The organism is Salmonella enterica subsp. arizonae (assembly GCF_008692845.1).
GTDB classification, from domain to species: Bacteria; Pseudomonadota; Gammaproteobacteria; order Enterobacterales; family Enterobacteriaceae; genus Salmonella; species Salmonella arizonae.
In genome coordinates this window covers 1-15,358 of sequence record NZ_VXJW01000006.1, presented here as the reverse complement: position 1 = coordinate 15,358, position 15,358 = coordinate 1, and the positions used below count along the sequence as shown (strand labels likewise).

At 52.1% G+C, this 15,358-nt stretch carries 15 protein-coding genes, 2 pseudogenes and 1 other annotated feature; of the genes and pseudogenes, 5 read left to right on the top strand and 12 right to left on the bottom strand.

Annotated elements, in window-relative coordinates; translation table 11 throughout:
- The first annotated feature begins 76 nt into the window (after nucleotides 1-76).
- On the top strand, nucleotides 77-1,399 hold the full coding sequence (dsdA, locus tag F4V61_RS12535; protein ID WP_079827451.1) for a D-serine ammonia-lyase: 1,323 nt from the start codon (nucleotides 77-79) through the stop codon (nucleotides 1,397-1,399).
- Between the two features lie 56 nt (nucleotides 1,400-1,455).
- Here dsdA and F4V61_RS12530 read toward each other — a convergent pair whose 3' ends face one another.
- Genes F4V61_RS12530 through F4V61_RS12520 form a run of 3 tightly spaced genes read right to left on the bottom strand, consistent with a single transcriptional unit; the run spans nucleotide 1,456 to nucleotide 2,682 of the window.
- A complete protein-coding gene (locus tag F4V61_RS12530) occupies nucleotides 1,456-1,986 on the bottom strand; it encodes a radical SAM protein (protein ID WP_038397369.1) in 531 nt (176 codons plus the stop codon).
- Nucleotides 1,983-2,345: a DUF202 domain-containing protein gene (locus F4V61_RS12525; RefSeq protein ID WP_038397368.1), complete on the bottom strand. Its 363-nt coding sequence runs from the start codon at nucleotides 2,343-2,345 to the stop codon at nucleotides 1,983-1,985. The genes F4V61_RS12530 and F4V61_RS12525 overlap by 4 nt, the downstream gene beginning before the upstream one ends.
- A complete protein-coding gene (locus F4V61_RS12520) occupies nucleotides 2,335-2,682 on the bottom strand; it encodes a YidH family protein (protein WP_000703966.1) in 348 nt (115 codons plus the stop codon). Before F4V61_RS12520 ends, F4V61_RS12525 begins: the two co-directional genes overlap by 11 nt.
- A gap of 95 nt (nucleotides 2,683-2,777) precedes the next feature.
- Between F4V61_RS12520 and F4V61_RS12515 the strand changes: the two are divergent.
- A pseudogene (locus F4V61_RS12515) lies at nucleotides 2,778-3,226 on the top strand (hypothetical protein).
- A gap of 47 nt (nucleotides 3,227-3,273) precedes the next feature.
- On the opposite strand, the gene F4V61_RS12510 reads toward F4V61_RS12515, so the two are convergent.
- Together F4V61_RS12510 and F4V61_RS12505 are read right to left on the bottom strand one after the other, a co-directional pair.
- Complete coding sequence (locus F4V61_RS12510) at nucleotides 3,274-4,767, bottom strand: sulfatase-like hydrolase/transferase (protein WP_038397367.1); 1,494 nt, start codon at nucleotides 4,765-4,767, stop codon at nucleotides 3,274-3,276.
- On the bottom strand, nucleotides 4,764-6,479 hold the full coding sequence (locus F4V61_RS12505; RefSeq protein WP_001056754.1) for a solute:sodium symporter family transporter: 1,716 nt from the start codon (nucleotides 6,477-6,479) through the stop codon (nucleotides 4,764-4,766). Before F4V61_RS12505 ends, F4V61_RS12510 begins: the two co-directional genes overlap by 4 nt.
- Nucleotides 6,480-6,646: 167 nt before the next feature.
- Between F4V61_RS12505 and F4V61_RS12500 the strand changes: the two genes are divergently transcribed.
- Complete coding sequence (locus tag F4V61_RS12500; RefSeq protein ID WP_038397365.1) at nucleotides 6,647-7,510, top strand: AraC family transcriptional regulator; 864 nt, start codon at nucleotides 6,647-6,649, stop codon at nucleotides 7,508-7,510.
- Between the two features lie 33 nt (nucleotides 7,511-7,543).
- On the opposite strand, the gene F4V61_RS12495 is transcribed toward F4V61_RS12500, so the two are convergent.
- Complete coding sequence (locus F4V61_RS12495) at nucleotides 7,544-9,205, bottom strand: putative transporter (protein ID WP_080160941.1); 1,662 nt, start codon at nucleotides 9,203-9,205, stop codon at nucleotides 7,544-7,546.
- A gap of 136 nt (nucleotides 9,206-9,341) precedes the next feature.
- A pseudogene (dinD, locus tag F4V61_RS22395) lies at nucleotides 9,342-9,499 on the bottom strand (DNA damage-inducible protein D); the annotation flags it as partial.
- Between the two features lie 196 nt (nucleotides 9,500-9,695).
- Between dinD and F4V61_RS12485 the strand changes: the two are divergent.
- Nucleotides 9,696-10,442 carry an ADP-ribosyltransferase gene (locus tag F4V61_RS12485; protein WP_080160940.1) on the top strand — a complete coding sequence of 249 codons (747 nt, stop codon included), beginning with the start codon at nucleotides 9,696-9,698 and terminating at the stop codon, nucleotides 10,440-10,442.
- Nucleotides 10,443-10,753: 311 nt separating this feature from the next.
- Here the strand turns inward: F4V61_RS12485 and ibpB are convergent, their stop codons facing one another.
- Together ibpB and ibpA are read right to left on the bottom strand one after the other, a co-directional pair.
- Complete coding sequence (gene ibpB, locus F4V61_RS12480) at nucleotides 10,754-11,182, bottom strand: small heat shock chaperone IbpB (RefSeq protein ID WP_001246917.1); 429 nt, start codon at nucleotides 11,180-11,182, stop codon at nucleotides 10,754-10,756.
- A gap of 108 nt (nucleotides 11,183-11,290) precedes the next feature.
- The gene (ibpA, locus tag F4V61_RS12475; RefSeq protein WP_023186035.1) at nucleotides 11,291-11,704 is read right to left on the bottom strand and encodes a small heat shock chaperone IbpA; all 414 of its coding nucleotides are present in this window, start codon (nucleotides 11,702-11,704) and stop codon (nucleotides 11,291-11,293) included.
- Nucleotides 11,698-11,771 (bottom strand) — a sequence feature (ROSE (Repression Of Heat Shock gene Expression) occurs in the 5'-region of heat shock genes and acts as an RNA thermometer to modulate expression.). (Overlaps the previous gene by 7 nt.)
- Nucleotides 11,772-12,013: 242 nt before the next feature.
- On the opposite strand from ibpA, the gene F4V61_RS12470 reads away from it, so the two are divergent.
- Nucleotides 12,014-12,346, top strand: coding sequence for a YceK/YidQ family lipoprotein (locus tag F4V61_RS12470; protein WP_109462764.1), 333 nt, complete (start codon nucleotides 12,014-12,016; stop codon nucleotides 12,344-12,346).
- Nucleotide 12,347: 1 nt separating this feature from the next.
- On the opposite strand, the gene F4V61_RS12465 is transcribed toward F4V61_RS12470, so the two are convergent.
- From F4V61_RS12465 to dsbE, 3 genes are all read right to left on the bottom strand, one after another.
- Nucleotides 12,348-13,574, bottom strand: coding sequence for a DUF3748 domain-containing protein (locus tag F4V61_RS12465; RefSeq protein WP_000809931.1), 1,227 nt, complete (start codon nucleotides 13,572-13,574; stop codon nucleotides 12,348-12,350).
- A gap of 167 nt (nucleotides 13,575-13,741) precedes the next feature.
- Nucleotides 13,742-14,779, bottom strand: a complete 1,038-nt coding sequence (locus F4V61_RS12460; RefSeq protein WP_080160939.1) for a cytochrome c-type biogenesis protein CcmH — start codon at nucleotides 14,777-14,779, stop codon at nucleotides 13,742-13,744.
- Nucleotides 14,776-15,333, bottom strand: coding sequence for a thiol:disulfide interchange protein DsbE (gene dsbE, locus F4V61_RS12455; RefSeq protein WP_079903695.1), 558 nt, complete (start codon nucleotides 15,331-15,333; stop codon nucleotides 14,776-14,778). Before dsbE ends, F4V61_RS12460 begins: the two co-directional genes overlap by 4 nt.
- Nucleotides 15,334-15,358: the final 25 nt, after the last annotated feature.

Here is a 15,358-nt window from a genome sequence, read left to right as displayed (position 1 = left end):
CTTTTATCGCATCGGCCGTTGCACTGGCTGGCACATTCCTGCTTTCCTTTATCATCTGATCGTAAAGAGACGTACTATGGAAAACATACAAAAGCTCATCGCCCGGTATCCTTTGGTCGCGGATCTGGTCGCCCTCAAAGAAACCACCTGGTTTAACCCGGGCGCTACCTCTCTTGCACAAGGGCTACCGTATGTCGGCCTGACGGAGCAGGATGTAAACGCCGCCCATGATCGTCTGGCGCGCTTTGCGCCGTATCTGGCAAAAGCGTTTCCGGAAACCGCCGCCGCTGGCGGAATGATCGAATCTGACATGGTCGCTATTCCGGCCATGCAAAAACGGCTGGAAAAAGAGTATGGACAAACGATCGATGGTGAAATGCTGTTAAAAAAAGACAGTCACCTGGCGATCTCTGGTTCCATTAAAGCGCGCGGCGGGATCTATGAAGTCCTGACGCATGCGGAAAAACTGGCGCTGGAGGCAGGTCTGTTAACCACCGACGATGACTATAGCGTGTTGCTTTCGCCGGGATTTAAACAATTCTTCAGCCGGTACAGTATCGCCGTCGGTTCAACCGGTAATCTGGGACTGTCGATCGGTATCATGAGCGCCTGTATCGGTTTTAAAGTGACGGTACATATGTCTGCCGACGCCCGCGCCTGGAAAAAGGCGAAGCTGCGCCGCCACGGCGTGACGGTCGTGGAATACGAAGATGATTACGGCGTAGCGGTTGAGCAGGGCCGTAAAGCAGCGCAGGCCGATCCAAACTGTTTCTTTATCGATGATGAAAATTCCCGCACGCTATTTCTGGGCTATGCGGTAGCGGGTCAGCGCCTGAAAGCGCAGTTTGCGCAGCAGGGACGCGTCGTTGACGCCAGTCACCCGCTGTTTGTTTATCTGCCGTGCGGCGTTGGCGGCGGCCCTGGCGGCGTCGCCTTTGGTCTGAAGCTGGCATTTGGCGACAACGTACACTGTTTCTTTGCCGAACCCACCCATTCGCCCTGTATGCTGCTTGGCGTTTATACCGGTCTGCACGATGCCATCTCTGTACAGGATATCGGTATTGATAACCTGACGGCGGCTGACGGCCTGGCAGTAGGTCGCGCTTCGGGCTTTGTTGGCCGGGCAATGGAGCGTCTGCTTGACGGCCTGTATACCCTGGACGATCAAACAATGTATGACATGCTGGGCTGGCTGGCACAGGAGGAAGGAATTCGACTGGAGCCATCAGCTCTGGCGGGTATGGCCGGACCGCAGCGCATTTGCACCGCCGCCGCGTATCAGCAAAGGCATGGATTCAGTCAAACGCAGCTTGGCAACGCGACGCATCTGGTGTGGGCAACAGGGGGCGGCATGGTGCCGGAGGATGAAATGGAACAATACCTGGCGAAAGGACGCTAATGCTCGCTCAGTGCCGGAAAGACGGCAGCGTCATCCGGCACATTAGCGCCACGACGTCAACGCAGCATCGCCATCAGCTCCTCCGGTGAACGATGCTGCTTCAGTAAATCCCGCATCACCCGCATATGCGGCGAGGAATAATTAAAAAAGGCCTGATAGCCCTCGCAAAGCCGATTTTTTCCCTGGCTATTCCGATGCTCAGGGCATCCGCCGCCGCAAAATCGCAATAAGGAACACTTCTGACATTCAGCACTTAATGGTGCCGTTTCCGGCGCTTCAGCGCCGTTCCTGCCGCCGCACCACTGCTGTAGCGTCTCATCAAAAAGGCGAACCGAAATGCGCTGTATATCTTCACGTACCCAGATATCAAATACGCTATTTAAAAACCGCCCCCAGTCTGCTGAACACAATGAATCCTCGGTTAAAATTCCGTTCCGGTCATGTTCCAGCAAGGGGATAAAATGGACATTGCGAATGCCGAGCCGTTGTAAGTTACGGTACAGTTGCTGAGGTTGCTGGCTATTCTGGCGATTTATGACGACCTGAATCTGGTCATTACTCACGACAATATCCTGACGTCCTGTCATATAAAATCCCCGATAAATGCAATAAGTTGGCGAATATGGGTAACAGCAAACAGGATTGCGAGCGACAACACCGCGAGGGAGATCAAAAATTTGTCACGCACGACATGAGTTTCGGAAAAATCGCTATGCGCGACATCCATCAAATTACGACTAAGGGTATAGCGCCAGAGAATCACCGCCACTATCGCCAGAACACTGATTGACACCCAGAACAGGAACCCAGCCTGATGCCAGTGATGCCTGATGGCTAACGCCATTAACGCCCCGTATCCCAGCAGTGTACGAAACCAGGCCAGCGACGTGCGTTCCGGTTGCAGCCCCGGATCGTTCTGTCGACGGGCTTTACGACTATCCGGCATACAGCACCAGCCCCATCACAATCACCGCGACAATCATCAAAATAACGCTGATGATCAACAGGCTATGGGTATAGGGCATGTCCTCTTTCAGACGCATCGCTTTTTCATTACGTAACCAACGTAGATAGCCATAAATCGCCAGACCGCCCGCAAACAAACATAACAATAACGCCAGCAGTTCACGGATCACTGGCGTGGCAAAATCCGGCGCAAGCTGGTCAAGTCCAACGCCTGCCGCCAGAAATCCCAGCGAGGTGCGAATCCACGCCAGAAAGGTACGCTCATTTGCCAGTGAGAAGCGGTAATCCGGCGCTTCTCCGAGGCGGGAAATCTTCATCAGGACTCCTTTTCACTGCCGCGGCTTGGTGATTTTCAGAACTACGAACGCCCTGTGGCTGTTATATTTTGCGTCATCCAGCACAGGGAGGTCAGATGGACATCATATCGCAAAACAAATGTAGCTCACTGGGAATGCTTTTCGGCGCTATTGCGCTGATTCTTGGCATTTCCATTTCTCTTTTGGCCCCTTCGCCTCCCCGCCGCCCAGACTGGAGAGCGTGATTGCGGAACAGGTCTCCGCTGTCAAAAAAGGGATTATTGCCGGCTTAAAAGGGGAGACCCCCTCCGTGGCCGCGCAAAAAAACACCGTTGATATCGACAAAATACTGGATAACAGCGGGATTGCGCTTGCCGTCATCGCCCTGGTTTGCGCGTTTATAGGCGGCATGCGCAAAGAGAACCGCTGGGGTATCCGTGGCGCATTAATCTTTGGCGTAAGTACGCTCGCGTTTCACGCCCTGCTCTTTGGCATTGGAATCATCTGCGCCATTATTTTGCTGATCCTGGTATTTTCTTTCCTCAGCGGCGGCTCCCCCATTTAGTCCATTCACGCCAGGCCCGGTAAGCGTAGCGCCACCAGACGTTTTGCTCAGAACTTCTGTTTCTTGTCTTCCACTTTCACGCCCTGCGTAGGCAGTCCCGTGTCGTAGTCGCGCACCACCGGCGAATAGCCGTCTTGCGGACGCGGGCGAAAAGCGCCCATCCAGCGCGGCTGCGCGTCTTTACGCCACGGGCGCAGGCTCCACTGATAAGTCCGGAACGGATCACGAATTTTGTCCATATAATCGAGCAGCGCGTCGTGCATCTGGTCGCGAACATTGACGAATTCGGGGGCATCAATCAGATTATGCAGCTCATCGGGATCATTATATCTGTCATAAAGTTCATCGCTGGTAAACAGATTCAGCACCAGTTTATAGCGGTCAGTTACCCAGCAGCGTACCGGAATAAACCCGCCGAAGCTGTCATGCTCAATTTCATAGCGGTTGAACTCTACCATCACGCCGCGCGACGGTTTGGCGGCAAGCAGGTTTTCGCCCGGCAGAATCTCTGGCTTTTCAATTTCCGCCAGCGCCATCATCGTCGGCAATAAATCAATATGGCTCACCGGCGTGTTGATCTGGCGAGCTTCTCCCTGCGGCGCGCGAATAATTAGCGGGATACGGGTAATGTCATCGTACATCGCTGCGCCTTTGCTGATAAGCCGGTGCGCGCCCATCATTTCGCCATGATCGGAGGTATAAATCACCCAAGTATTTTCCCGCTGCTGCGGCGTGAGCGACTTCATTACCCGGCCAATCTGATCGTCGACAAAATCATTACAGGCAAAATAGAGCGGATGGCGGTAGCGGCCATCTTCACCGACCGGCGACGGCATAGCCTGCGCCCACAACCGGTGATGTTCAGGTTTATCGACAAGCGAGTCATGCGCCTTTGCGCCCAGGTCGTAGTAAAAATCCTGATATTTTTCCAGATACTCAGCCGGGCAGGTAAAAGGATGATGCGGTTCATCATAGGAGATCACCAGCAGAAAGGGCGTTGCCGATCTTTCTGGCCGCTGAAGAAAATCGACCGCCCGATTGCTGATACGGTGCGCCCAGGTAAAGGTTTCATCAATATTATTGGCGCGTAAATCGTCGATGCTGTTCAGCCCGTTCCGCCACAAACCGATCTCTTTATCCGTCAGTTCCGCAAGATACCTGGCGCCGTCATACCAATAATCGGCGTCCCATTCTGGCGGACATTCGCCGGTGCCGAAGTAGTCATGCCCGTCCAAATGCCATTTACCGATATAACAGGTGTGATAGCCGGCATCTTTAAAATAACGCCCCATCGTGGAGATGTTTTTTCCCGGCGCGATATTGTTCGTCCACGGGCCGGACTGGTTGGCGTAAATGCCGGTAAACAGCCCGGCCCGCGCCGGCGTACAAACCGGCGAACAGGTATATGCGGAATTAAAGCGGATACCTTCCGCTGCCAGATTATCTATATTGTTCGTATTCAACGACTTACCACTATAGCACCCCACCATATTGGTAGCCTGCGTATCGGTCATGATGAACAGAAAATTAGGCCGAGTCATGCTTCATCCTTCGCGTTAGAGAGACATATTGCAGTCGCAGAACGACGCGCCTGCCAGTTGCTGTAAAACAGATACACCACGACCGCCGCGGTGATACCGTAGCTGAAGATCGTCAACCATTGGGTACTGTAGCCCCCAAATTGCGCCAGGCCGGAATAGACGCCAACCATCGCAAACAGAATGCCAACGGCGGCGATCTTCGCGTTCTTCCACGGTTTCATATCCACCGCAAACGCATCCTGAAATTTGAAGGGCGTGGCGCGCGGCGCAATCGCGCCGATCATCAGCATCACGACGACGTTGATACAGAACGTGCAGGCCAGCACATAGAGAAAGTGAAAATCAAACTTCACCAGATAATTGATGGTGATATAGCTAACGATGCCGATCCCCATTGCGACTTTGGCGGCCAACGCCGGAATGCGCGGAAAGAAGAAGCCCATAATGATAATGGTGACCAGCGGTACGTTATAAATCCCGTTCAGCTGTTTCATCCAGCTATAGAGCCCTTCCGGCGCATTAGCGATCCACGGCGCGACCAGTATTGAAATTATCGCAATAAACAATCCAAACTGGCGTCCAACGCGGACCAGGCGCTCAGGCTGCGCATTTTCGTTAATCACGCGACGATAAATGCCCATGCTGAATAACGTGCTGGCGCTGTTTAAAAAACCGTTAAACGTGCTAATAACCGCGCCAAATAAAACCGCGCCGAAAAAACCGACTAACGGCGTGGGAAGGACGTTATTCACTAATGTCGGATAAGCCATATCCGCTTTCGGCAAATCCTGGTAAAGGTGAAAAGCGATTAAACCTGGCAGAACCAATACCAGCGGATCGAGCATTTTCAGGACGGCGGTCAATAACGCGCCCTTCTGTCCTTCCGCCAGGCTTTTAGAGGCCAGTGTACGCTGAACAATGCCCTGATTCGTACACCAGTAAAAGGTATTTACCAGGATCAGTCCGGTAAACGCCGCGCCAATCGGCAGCGGGTCGGAGGCGCCACCAATAGAGTTTAATTTTTCCGCGTGTACGGTGGTGAGCTGTTCGATACCCTGGAGCAGGCTGCCTTTTCCCATCGCGATCAGGCCAAAAACAGGGACCAGCAAACCGCCAATGACCAGCCCGATGCCGTTAATAGAATCCGCGACGGCCATCGCCCGCAGCCCGCCGATGACCGCGTAAATAATGCCTGCCAGCCCCAGCAGAATCACCAACAGCCAGATTGCCGCGCCATGTGAAATATTCAGCGACTCGCCGATATGAAACAAGCTATTAAGCGCCAGTGCGCCGGAATAGAGCACAATCGGCAGGAAGCAGACGCCTGTCGCGATCAAAAAACAGAAATCGATAATAATACGCGTCGTTTTGTCATAACGCTCTTCCAGAAAATCGGGAATCGTGGCGATCCCGCGCTGTAAATAGCGCGGCAGGAAAATTAACGCCAGAAAGATAAGCGTCACGGCGGACGTGACCTCCCAGCCCATTACCGACATCCCACTTTTATAAGCCTGTCCGGACAGACCGACCAGTTGTTCGGTAGAGAGATTGGTCAACATTAACGATGCGGCAATCACCGGCGCTTTTAGCGAACGTCCGGCAAGAAAATAACCCTGTTGGGAACCAGTATCCGTTTTACGCACCTTCCACCAGGTGACTATCGCCACCAGCAGCGTAAAGCCGACAAAGCTCAAAATTTGTAGCATATTCATTTCATAGCCCTTTTTTTCATTATGTCCCGGTAGCGGTAGGGGCAGCACGAGGTATTACTTACCGGGTCAGGCAGTCGAATTTCTTAAAATACAAACATGATATCCCTGAACGGCTGGTTTTCTGTTAAGTTCAGGTTACTGGCATAATTCTCCGGCGGGATAATAAAATGAATGGAAATTTGCAAAGTTCGCATGTAAAAAACGAAACTACGTATAATATTCCGCTACTCATTAACGAAAATGTGATCTCCAGCGGAATTTCATTGATTTCGCTATGGCATACCTACGCCGACAAACATTACCGGGTTATCTGGCCCCGCGATAAAAAGAAGCCTCTAATCGCTAATTCCTGGATCGCTGTTTATACCGTACAGGGCTGTGGAAAGATCTTACTTAAAGACGGCGAGCAAATAACGCTAAATGGAAACTGTATTATTTTTTTAAAACCTACCGACATCCAGTCTTATCACTGCGAAGGATTGGTCTGGGAACAATACTGGATGGAATTCACGCCGACCAGCGTGATGGATATTCCTATTCGGCAACAAAGCGTTATTTATAATGGTGAAATTTATAATCAGGAGTTAATGGAGGTTTCGCAATTAATTACCGCAGCGGAACCCATTAAAAATAATCTGGCGGTCGCATTTCTCACTAAAATAATCTATCAATGGATTTGTCTTATCTGCGCTGACGGCAAAGCGGACCCGCAGAGAATACAAATTGAAAAGTTACTGGCCGCACTACACGCCAGCCTACAACGGCGCTGGAGCGTCGCGGAAATGGCGGCGGCGATCCCCTGTAGCGAAACCTGGCTACGCCGCCTGTTTTTACGTTATACCGGTAAAACCCCGAAAGAATACGTCATGGATGCCCGACTTGAACTGGCGTTATCACTGTTAAAGCAAGAAGGAAATACGGTAAGTCAGGTAGCCGATACGCTTAACTTCTTTGACTCATTCCATTTCAGCAAAGCGTTTAAACATAAGTTTGGCTATGCGCCGTCGGCGGTATTGAAACATGCGAAGTAAAATGCCGAATGACGACGCGTAGCGTTTTATCCCTTATCCTATTCCCCAGAAAATCACCGCCAGCAGTTGCGGCGTAATAATACGCAGAAACATCACTAACGGATAGACGGTCGCATAAGAGAGCGCCGCCGCGCCGCTGGTCGCGTGCAGGTTGTTGGCAAATGCCAGAGCGGGCGGATCGGTCATAGAGCCAGCCAGCATTCCGCACAGCGTGAGATAATTCATTTTGGCAAAAATTCGTGCCAGCAAACCAACGGTAATAAGCGGAATCGCGGTAATAAAAATACCGTAGCCAATCCAGCTTAATCCTTCGCCCTGCGTCAGCGTATCGACAAAATTGCCGCCGGATTTAAGCCCAACTACCGCCAGAAATAACACAATGCCTAACTCACGCAACGCGAGGTTGGCGCTCGGCGGCATAAACCAGTACAGCTTGCCAATACTGCCGATACGCCCCAAAATTAGCGCTATAATAAGCGGCCCGCCAGCCAGTCCCAGCTTTAACGCCACCGGAAATCCCGGTACAAACAACGGGATTGACCCAAGCAGAACCCCTAATCCGATGCCGATAAACACCGGCAGCATCTGCACCTGCTGGAGTTTTTGCTGTGCGTTGCCGACCACATTGGCTACCGCATCAATCGAGGCAGGACGCCCCACCAGATTGAGAATGTCGCCAAACTGCAGGCTAGCGTCGCTGCTGGCGACCAGCTCAACGCCCGCGCGGTTAAGACGGGAGATAACCACGTCATAACGCTCTTTAAAGTGCAAATCGCGGATACGTTTGCCGAGCACTTTTTCGTTGGTGACAACCACACGCTCGACGCGTAAATCTGTGCCGCGCGTCGACAACGAGGTGTCCACTTCCTTGCCGATCACCAGTTGCGCGTTATGCAGGTCGGTAGATTGGCCGACGAGGTGCAGCAGGTCGCCTGCCTGGATAATCGTCCCCGGCGACGGCACCATCAGCGTGTCGTCGCGTTTCAGGCGTGAGCAAATGATTTTATCGCTGTTCAGGATCGGCACATCCTGGATAGCCATATTATTGAGGTTCGGATTCTCGACACGGATATTCATTGTTTGAATTAATGAATGACCGTTAGCGAGAGAGGATTCGTGCTTCTGCGCCTCCGCCTCGACGTTAACGCGAAAAATCAGCCGCATCAGCCACATGGTGAGCAAAATACCGCAGATGCCAAACGGATACGCCATCGCATAGCTCATCCCCATCTGATCCACCAGATCCATTGGCGTTCCCAGATCGCGCAGGATTTGCTGACCCGCCCCTAACGCAGGCGTATTGGTGACTGCGCCGGAGAAAATCCCCAGCACCACCGGCAGCGGAATAGCGAAAATTTTATGCAGAATCGCGGTGACCAACCCACCCATAATCACAATCAGAACAGCAAACAGATTGAGGCGCAGCCCGGAAACGCGCAGCGAGGCGAAAAACCCCGGCCCCACCTGTATTCCGATGGTATAAACAAAAAGGATCAGGCCGAATTCCTGGATAAAGTGCAACATATCGCCGCTCAGCGTCATCCCTGCCTGATCGACAAAGTGACCGACGATAATACCGCCGAACAGGACGCCGCCAATACCAAAGCCGACGCCGCGCACTTTGATATTGCCAATCCATAACCCGACAACCGCCACCAACGCCAGAACGCTGACTGTCAATGCGATATCACTCATCTTGTCTTCCCTGTGAGTAACATTTCAATTTATAGGGATTATGACTGAAGCGTTAAGGTATATATATAGCATGGCGCACATTCTCGTGTTACAAAACCGTTCTGACACCGTTACTTATAGCTCCACGTACCCATAATTCCTCGCGTAAGGATCTAAAAACATCATCATCCGCTAGTTCCTGGCGTCGAATCTGTACAGCAAAGTAGTAAGGTTGTCCTGCTACGATAACCGATTTTGAAGGATGCCATTTTGCACAACCCAACAGCAGGCATCGCAGGGTAAATGGATATCTTTAGAATTCGATTTTCCTCTGAACATACCTTTATTACAGTATTTTCTGTCCACGTTCATGCCCGATTCACTGAAGTTTACACTCATTTCTTCGATTAATTTTATAAATTAAAGCCATATTACCCGCTTCTTCGTTATACTACTGAACAATTGGACAGGGTCAGTACGTGTCCACAATACTGATTGCGGAGAAGATTAAATGAAAGCCATTTCGTTAAAGACATCCTTCGATGACATTCATATCAGAAAAAGCACATCAAATAGTGAACATCAAACTTTTTGGCAAAAAATTCTCTCTTTTGATGGATATCCTGAGCATGCAATAAAATTATCATCCTCTTTTAATGAAATTGTAAAAGTAGACAGTAGTATATCTGCTGAAGAAAATGAAGCGCTTGAAAATTACGTCGGAAACTCTTGGGAATATATAAATAAATACCTTATCAACAATGAAGGAAATGATTCCACTCTTCATCTGGAGCGAAAAGCAACCTTAGAAAAATTAGTAAATAAAATGCCGCTGTCAAATCTTGATTTCTATAGAGCCGTTAGAACAGATGGCAGAAGTTTTTTTTCCCCTCTTACTTGCAAACTGGAAAATAGATTAATAGAAACCGGTACCATCCTGATAAACAAAGGATTCTTATCATTCACCAACAATCCATACTCTTTAAAGGCTTTTTCTGGTGATACTATTACCGGGGAGGTTGAGAACAACTGCATTATATATAAGCTAACAGGCGGTGTTAAGTCAATATCGAAAATATCTCCTATTGATGAGTTTGAGGGAATAGTTCTTCCTGGCAGCTTACTTGAAGTGAAACATGCACGAAATTTAAATATTAAAATAAAATCAGGCCATCTGCGGAGTATATGGCTTATAGAGCTTGAGAAGGCGCCATTATCGTCCAGTCCTCATTTTGACTTCTACGGCAAACCTGTATGATTGCTGGTTTGCCTGGTCCCATATAACTAAAAGAATAATTAATTTTTCATAACCATAGCAGGGTAATTATATTACTGTTGATGGAAATGTGGTTTTTGTAACAGTTATCTTCGATATTACTGATAATGTACCACCCGGCAGCATAAATGCCGTGCGCTATTATCGATAAATAGCTGTCAGGCTGAAATGAAACAAATGACATCGTCAACCGGGAAAGGGGTGCATCGCTCACATTTCCCATCATAATAGGGGAAGTCTCTACGCGCACAAAAAAGCCCCGCCAACTCTGGCGGGGCAAGGCAAGGAGCTAATTAGCTATTTAATGCGGAGCGTTCATTAATGGCGATACGCTGCGGCGGAATGGTTTCTGGCTCGTTGCGGGTTAAATCGATATGCAACAAGCCGTTGGTAAACGTCGCGCCGGAAACTTCCATATTTTCAGCCAGCGTAAAACTCAGGCTAAAAGGTTGCATGACCAGACCCTGATGTAACCATTTCGGCTCTTTTTCCGGCTGTTCCGGCGTGCCTTTCACCGTCAGACGCGTGCCTTCCAGTTGAATATCGAGATCTTCCTGACGGAAACCAGCTAACGCAAGGGTAATGCGATAGTGGTTATCGTCGCTTTTTTCGATGTTATAGGGCGGGAAGCTCTGGCTTTCACCGCTGTTTTGCAACGCATTGGCCAGCTTGTCAAAACCGATCCATTGACGCAGCAATGGGGATAAGTCGTAGTTACGCATAATCATTTCTCCTTCTAAGAAGCGAGTTTTACCTTCACACTTCACATGTGAATATGCTCCCTGACGGCGAGCATGGGATGACAGGCCGCGCAACGCGGCCCGACGGAATTAGTTAATTTCGATACGGCGCGGTTTGTTCGCTTCCGGAATCACGCGCTCAAGTTCGATATACAGCAGCCCGTTGACCAGGTTTGCGCCGCGAACGTGAATGTTCTCCGCTAACTGGAACTTGCGTTCAAAGTTACGTTCGGCAATGCCCTGATACAGGTAAGTACGTTCTTTCTGGTCATCCGCATGAGCGCCTTTTACCACAAGTAAATTATCCTGGGCGGTAATGTCCAGTTCGCTTTCAGCAAAACCGGCAACGGCAATAGCGATGCGGTAGTGGTTTTCGTCTACCAGCTCAACGTTGTACGGCGGGTAGCCGCCATTACTTTGGCTCTGGTTATTTTCAAGCAGGTTAAACAAACGGTCAAAACCAATGGCAGAACGGTACAGCGGGGATAAATCAAAGTTACGCATAATCATTAGCTCCTGAAATCAGCGAGAATGTCCGACCTTCCATCATGGACAGGTCAGGATTGCCAGGACACCCATCAGGCGTGTCCTTCTATTCACTACGTCTTAAAAATGGGTCTGAATACGTACTTTTCAAGTATTTTAATCCGACTTTTTTTTGCAGTTTACTGGCTATTGCATAGACTGGTTTGGACAGCACTGATTGTTAAAGTGCGATGACCGCCACAGTGCCACGTCCTGGTGATGTTATTTTTAGCAACGGATCGCTATAACTCATCATGCCAATACAGACAACCAACAGATGAATGAGTGATGATAAAAAACGTGTTGTTAACGCTGTTAATATGGAGTGGAATGCTTTTATTAGGCGGTTGTTCAAGCGTCATGACGCACACTGGCGGAAAAGAAGGAACTTACCCTGGTACTCGCGCCAGCGCTACGATGATCGGTAACGATGAGACAAACTGGGGCACAAAATCGTTGGCTATTCTGGATATGCCGTTTACCGTCGTGATGGATACGATTCTTCTGCCGTGGGACATCTTTCGCAAAGACAGTTCGGTAAGATCGCGCGTTGAGAAAAGCGAGGAGGAGACGAAAATGACAAATACCGTCATCCCCCCTGCGAAGATGCCCTCTCCCTGATTTATCGCCCGGTTTCCGTCACCCATAGCTGACGGAAACCTTTCACCTCTTCCATCCACGCGATGTAGCGCCCATCCGGTGAAAAAACAACGGCGTCCGCAGAAGGCGGGTTGCCGTGCCTGGCGGTTAAAAAGTCGATCTTCCCACTCTGTGCGTCGCAGCAGGCAATCCGGTTTTCCAGTACCAGTCCCAGCCATTTCCCCGACGGGTGCCAGTTAAACGCTGACTGCACGCCAGTCGCATGATGCGTTAACTGACAGGGCTCGCCTCCCTGCGGCGACATCAGCCACAGTTGCGCTACGCCGTTATCGTCCCGCATCAAAAAGGCAATCAACGTCGCCTGCGGATTACTGCGGACCCAGTGGCGTGGTTCGTTAGTGAGCCCAGGGTAAACACGCTGGTGAGTAAAGGTAAGACGCCGCTGAACTACGCCCAACGGCGGCGATGGCATCGTTGATTCGGTTCCTGTCAGCGGCGTGTCGCCTGCCTGTTTCCACCCGTTTTCATGACACGGTAAATCGACAATAAACAGCTCCGGGACTTTTTTGCCCGTCAGCGACAGCGTATCGCCAATAAAGGCGATCTGGCGGTTGCCCACCCAGCCCTCTTCATAGGCGCGGTTAATGTCATCGCTGCCAGGTCTCGGCGCAGGCGTCGTGCGGCTAACCAGTACGCACCAGTGGCTACCGCTGTATTCGCGCGGATGCTGAACCGGCACCGTAACCGGCCCATACGGCACGGCCACGCCGACATTACGCAGATCCAGCGCCGGATCTCGCTCATGCAGAACGTGGTCATTATAGGTAAAACTCACTAGCTCGCCGTTCGGGCTAAACACATGGACATGGCTGCCGCCGCGCAGCGCGCCGGGAGTATACGGTGCTGTAATATCCATCGCATCCAGATTAGTCACGCCCCCCGACGTTGCAATAACGCCCCGGCGGTGGTGAAAATCGTAATGCCACGTCTCATCAGGGTTTTCAGGGCCGTGAATAAATACATAATGATTGTCGACAGGATGCACCGTCGCCACGCCGACATGCGCCCCCTGCGCGGCGCGATAAATCACCTCCACTTCGCCGGTATACACATTTACGCGCTCAATGGTCTCGCCCGTAAATGACGCGCCTGAAGGCCGCACATCAAAGACCAGCCACTGGCTGTCAGGCGTCCAGGTATTGGTGTTGGTAAGCTGGTGATGGCGCGGCGTAAAGGTGATTTGTTTCATGGGATGTCCTGATACGAGACGATGACCGCCATCATACTTCACACGGGCTTCACTTTCAGGCTTTAGCGTATTGCCATTTCACAGCAAGTGGCGCATGGCGACGCCGCTTACTGGACCTGCAGGGTTCATCAAGGCCCGGTAAGCCGCGTCACCGGACCGTCAGGGCATTATTTCTCCTGCGCCAGCGCCTGCCGGATACTGCGCTCAATCACCGCCCGCCGGGGGTCGGCCGCCGGCAGCAGTTTCAGCATCATCTCCCAGGCCGCCACCGCCTCGCCAAAGCGCTGCTGCTCAAAGGCGTTAAACGCATACAGGCTTAATACCCGGATGTCCGTGTGGTCGCTTCTCACCAGCCGGCGCAGCAACTCCCCGCCGCGGCGGTTATCTTCCGGGTCGGACGAGCGCGTCAGCGCCTCCGCATAGCCCAGCGCCGCATCGCGGTTTTTCGGATCCAGCCGGTAAGCACTGGCATAGGCCTCCGTCGCCGTGCCGGCGTTACCTGATGCCATGCCGGTACGCCCCAGCATGATCCAGCCTTCAGCGTTGCCGGGGTCGCTTTGCAGGCGGGTACGCAGCCCCAGCGCCAGCCGCGCCATCTCCTCTTCATTAAGCGGCTGCGCCTGTGGGTCCAGCGCCCGCGCCAGCAGCCCCGGCGTCTGCGCCGTTGCCTGCTGCCAGTTCCTGACCTGCTGATAGCTGCCGGTCTGTGAGTAACTGATGGCGGCCACGACCAGCGCAATAACCACGCCCGGAAGATACATCCCCACGCCTGCACGTGGTCCCGCCGCAGGAATGTCGCCGGCAAAGACGTCCTGTTTGATACGCACCCGCCGGCGCGTGCGGGCGACGATTATCCACCCGCCCGCCACGATGGCGGCCAGCGGCAGCACCCACAGCAGCACCGTCAGCGGGGTCAGCGGCGGGTCGTAGGTGACAAAGTGGCCGTAGCGCGCCACCATGTAATCGATGATTTCCTGGCTGCTCTTCCCCTCCTGCATCAGGTCATACACCCTGCGGCGCATGTCGGTGGCTATCATCGCGTTCGAGTCCGCAATGCTGTTATTCTGGCATTTCGGACAGCGCAGTTGCTCAGTAAGCTGGCGGAACTGCTGCTCCTGAGCTTCATCTTTAAACGGCATCACATCAATGGTCGCCAGCGCTGAACCGGAGACAAGCAGCATCAGCGCGCCCAGTAAGAATCTCATTGCCCGGCCTCCTTACTGTATTTATCCCAGAGCGGCCTGATTTCACTCTCCCATACGCGATCGTTAAGATCGCCGGCATGACGGTAACGAATGATCCCTTTGCCGTCGATGAGGAAGGTTTCCGGCGCGCCGTAAACGCCTAAATCCAGCCCCAGCATCCCGTCGCCATCAGACAGACTCAGCGCATAAGGGTTACCCAGTTCCCTGAGCCAGGCAATCGCCTTCGCCCGGTCGTCTTTGTAATTCAGGCCGACTATCCGGATCCCCTGCGCGGCCAGCCGGTTCAGGTACTGATGCTCGGCGCGGCAGGCCGGACACCAGGTGGCCCAGACGCTAAGCAGCACCGGTTTCCCCTGCGTCAGCACCTCCGCCTGATAGTACTGACCCGGTGTCTCCAGCGATTCCAGGCGGAACGCCGGCACCGGCTTCCCGGTCAGCGCCGACTCCAGGGCCGTCGGGTCATCGCCTTCCGCGTTACGCGCCAGCTGCCACAGCAGCGCCGCGGCAATCAGCAGGAAAATAAGTAACGGTAATAACAGTACGTTGCGTTTCATCCGGCCTCCGGCAATGGTTTACGGC

What these genes read in the sequence shown, in the direction of transcription:
- dsdA (WP_079827451.1), top strand. Translation starts at nt 77, where the DNA reads ATGGAAAACATACAAAAGCTCATCGCCCGGTATCCTTTGGTCGCGGAT.
- F4V61_RS12530 (WP_038397369.1), bottom strand. Translation starts at nt 1,986, where the DNA reads ATGACAGGACGTCAGGATATTGTCGTGAGTAATGACCAGATTCAGGTC.
- F4V61_RS12525 (WP_038397368.1), bottom strand. Translation starts at nt 2,345, where the DNA reads ATGCCGGATAGTCGTAAAGCCCGTCGACAGAACGATCCGGGGCTGCAA.
- F4V61_RS12520 (WP_000703966.1), bottom strand. Translation starts at nt 2,682, where the DNA reads ATGAAGATTTCCCGCCTCGGAGAAGCGCCGGATTACCGCTTCTCACTG.
- F4V61_RS12510 (WP_038397367.1), bottom strand. Translation starts at nt 4,767, where the DNA reads ATGACTCGGCCTAATTTTCTGTTCATCATGACCGATACGCAGGCTACC.
- F4V61_RS12505 (WP_001056754.1), bottom strand. Translation starts at nt 6,479, where the DNA reads ATGAATATGCTACAAATTTTGAGCTTTGTCGGCTTTACGCTGCTGGTG.
- F4V61_RS12500 (WP_038397365.1), top strand. Translation starts at nt 6,647, where the DNA reads ATGAATGGAAATTTGCAAAGTTCGCATGTAAAAAACGAAACTACGTAT.
- F4V61_RS12495 (WP_080160941.1), bottom strand. Translation starts at nt 9,205, where the DNA reads ATGAGTGATATCGCATTGACAGTCAGCGTTCTGGCGTTGGTGGCGGTT.
- F4V61_RS12485 (WP_080160940.1), top strand. Translation starts at nt 9,696, where the DNA reads ATGAAAGCCATTTCGTTAAAGACATCCTTCGATGACATTCATATCAGA.
- ibpB (WP_001246917.1), bottom strand. Translation starts at nt 11,182, where the DNA reads ATGCGTAACTACGACTTATCCCCATTGCTGCGTCAATGGATCGGTTTT.
- ibpA (WP_023186035.1), bottom strand. Translation starts at nt 11,704, where the DNA reads ATGCGTAACTTTGATTTATCCCCGCTGTACCGTTCTGCCATTGGTTTT.
- F4V61_RS12470 (WP_109462764.1), top strand. Translation starts at nt 12,014, where the DNA reads ATGATAAAAAACGTGTTGTTAACGCTGTTAATATGGAGTGGAATGCTT.
- F4V61_RS12465 (WP_000809931.1), bottom strand. Translation starts at nt 13,574, where the DNA reads ATGAAACAAATCACCTTTACGCCGCGCCATCACCAGCTTACCAACACC.
- F4V61_RS12460 (WP_080160939.1), bottom strand. Translation starts at nt 14,779, where the DNA reads ATGAGATTCTTACTGGGCGCGCTGATGCTGCTTGTCTCCGGTTCAGCG.
- dsbE (WP_079903695.1), bottom strand. Translation starts at nt 15,333, where the DNA reads ATGAAACGCAACGTACTGTTATTACCGTTACTTATTTTCCTGCTGATT.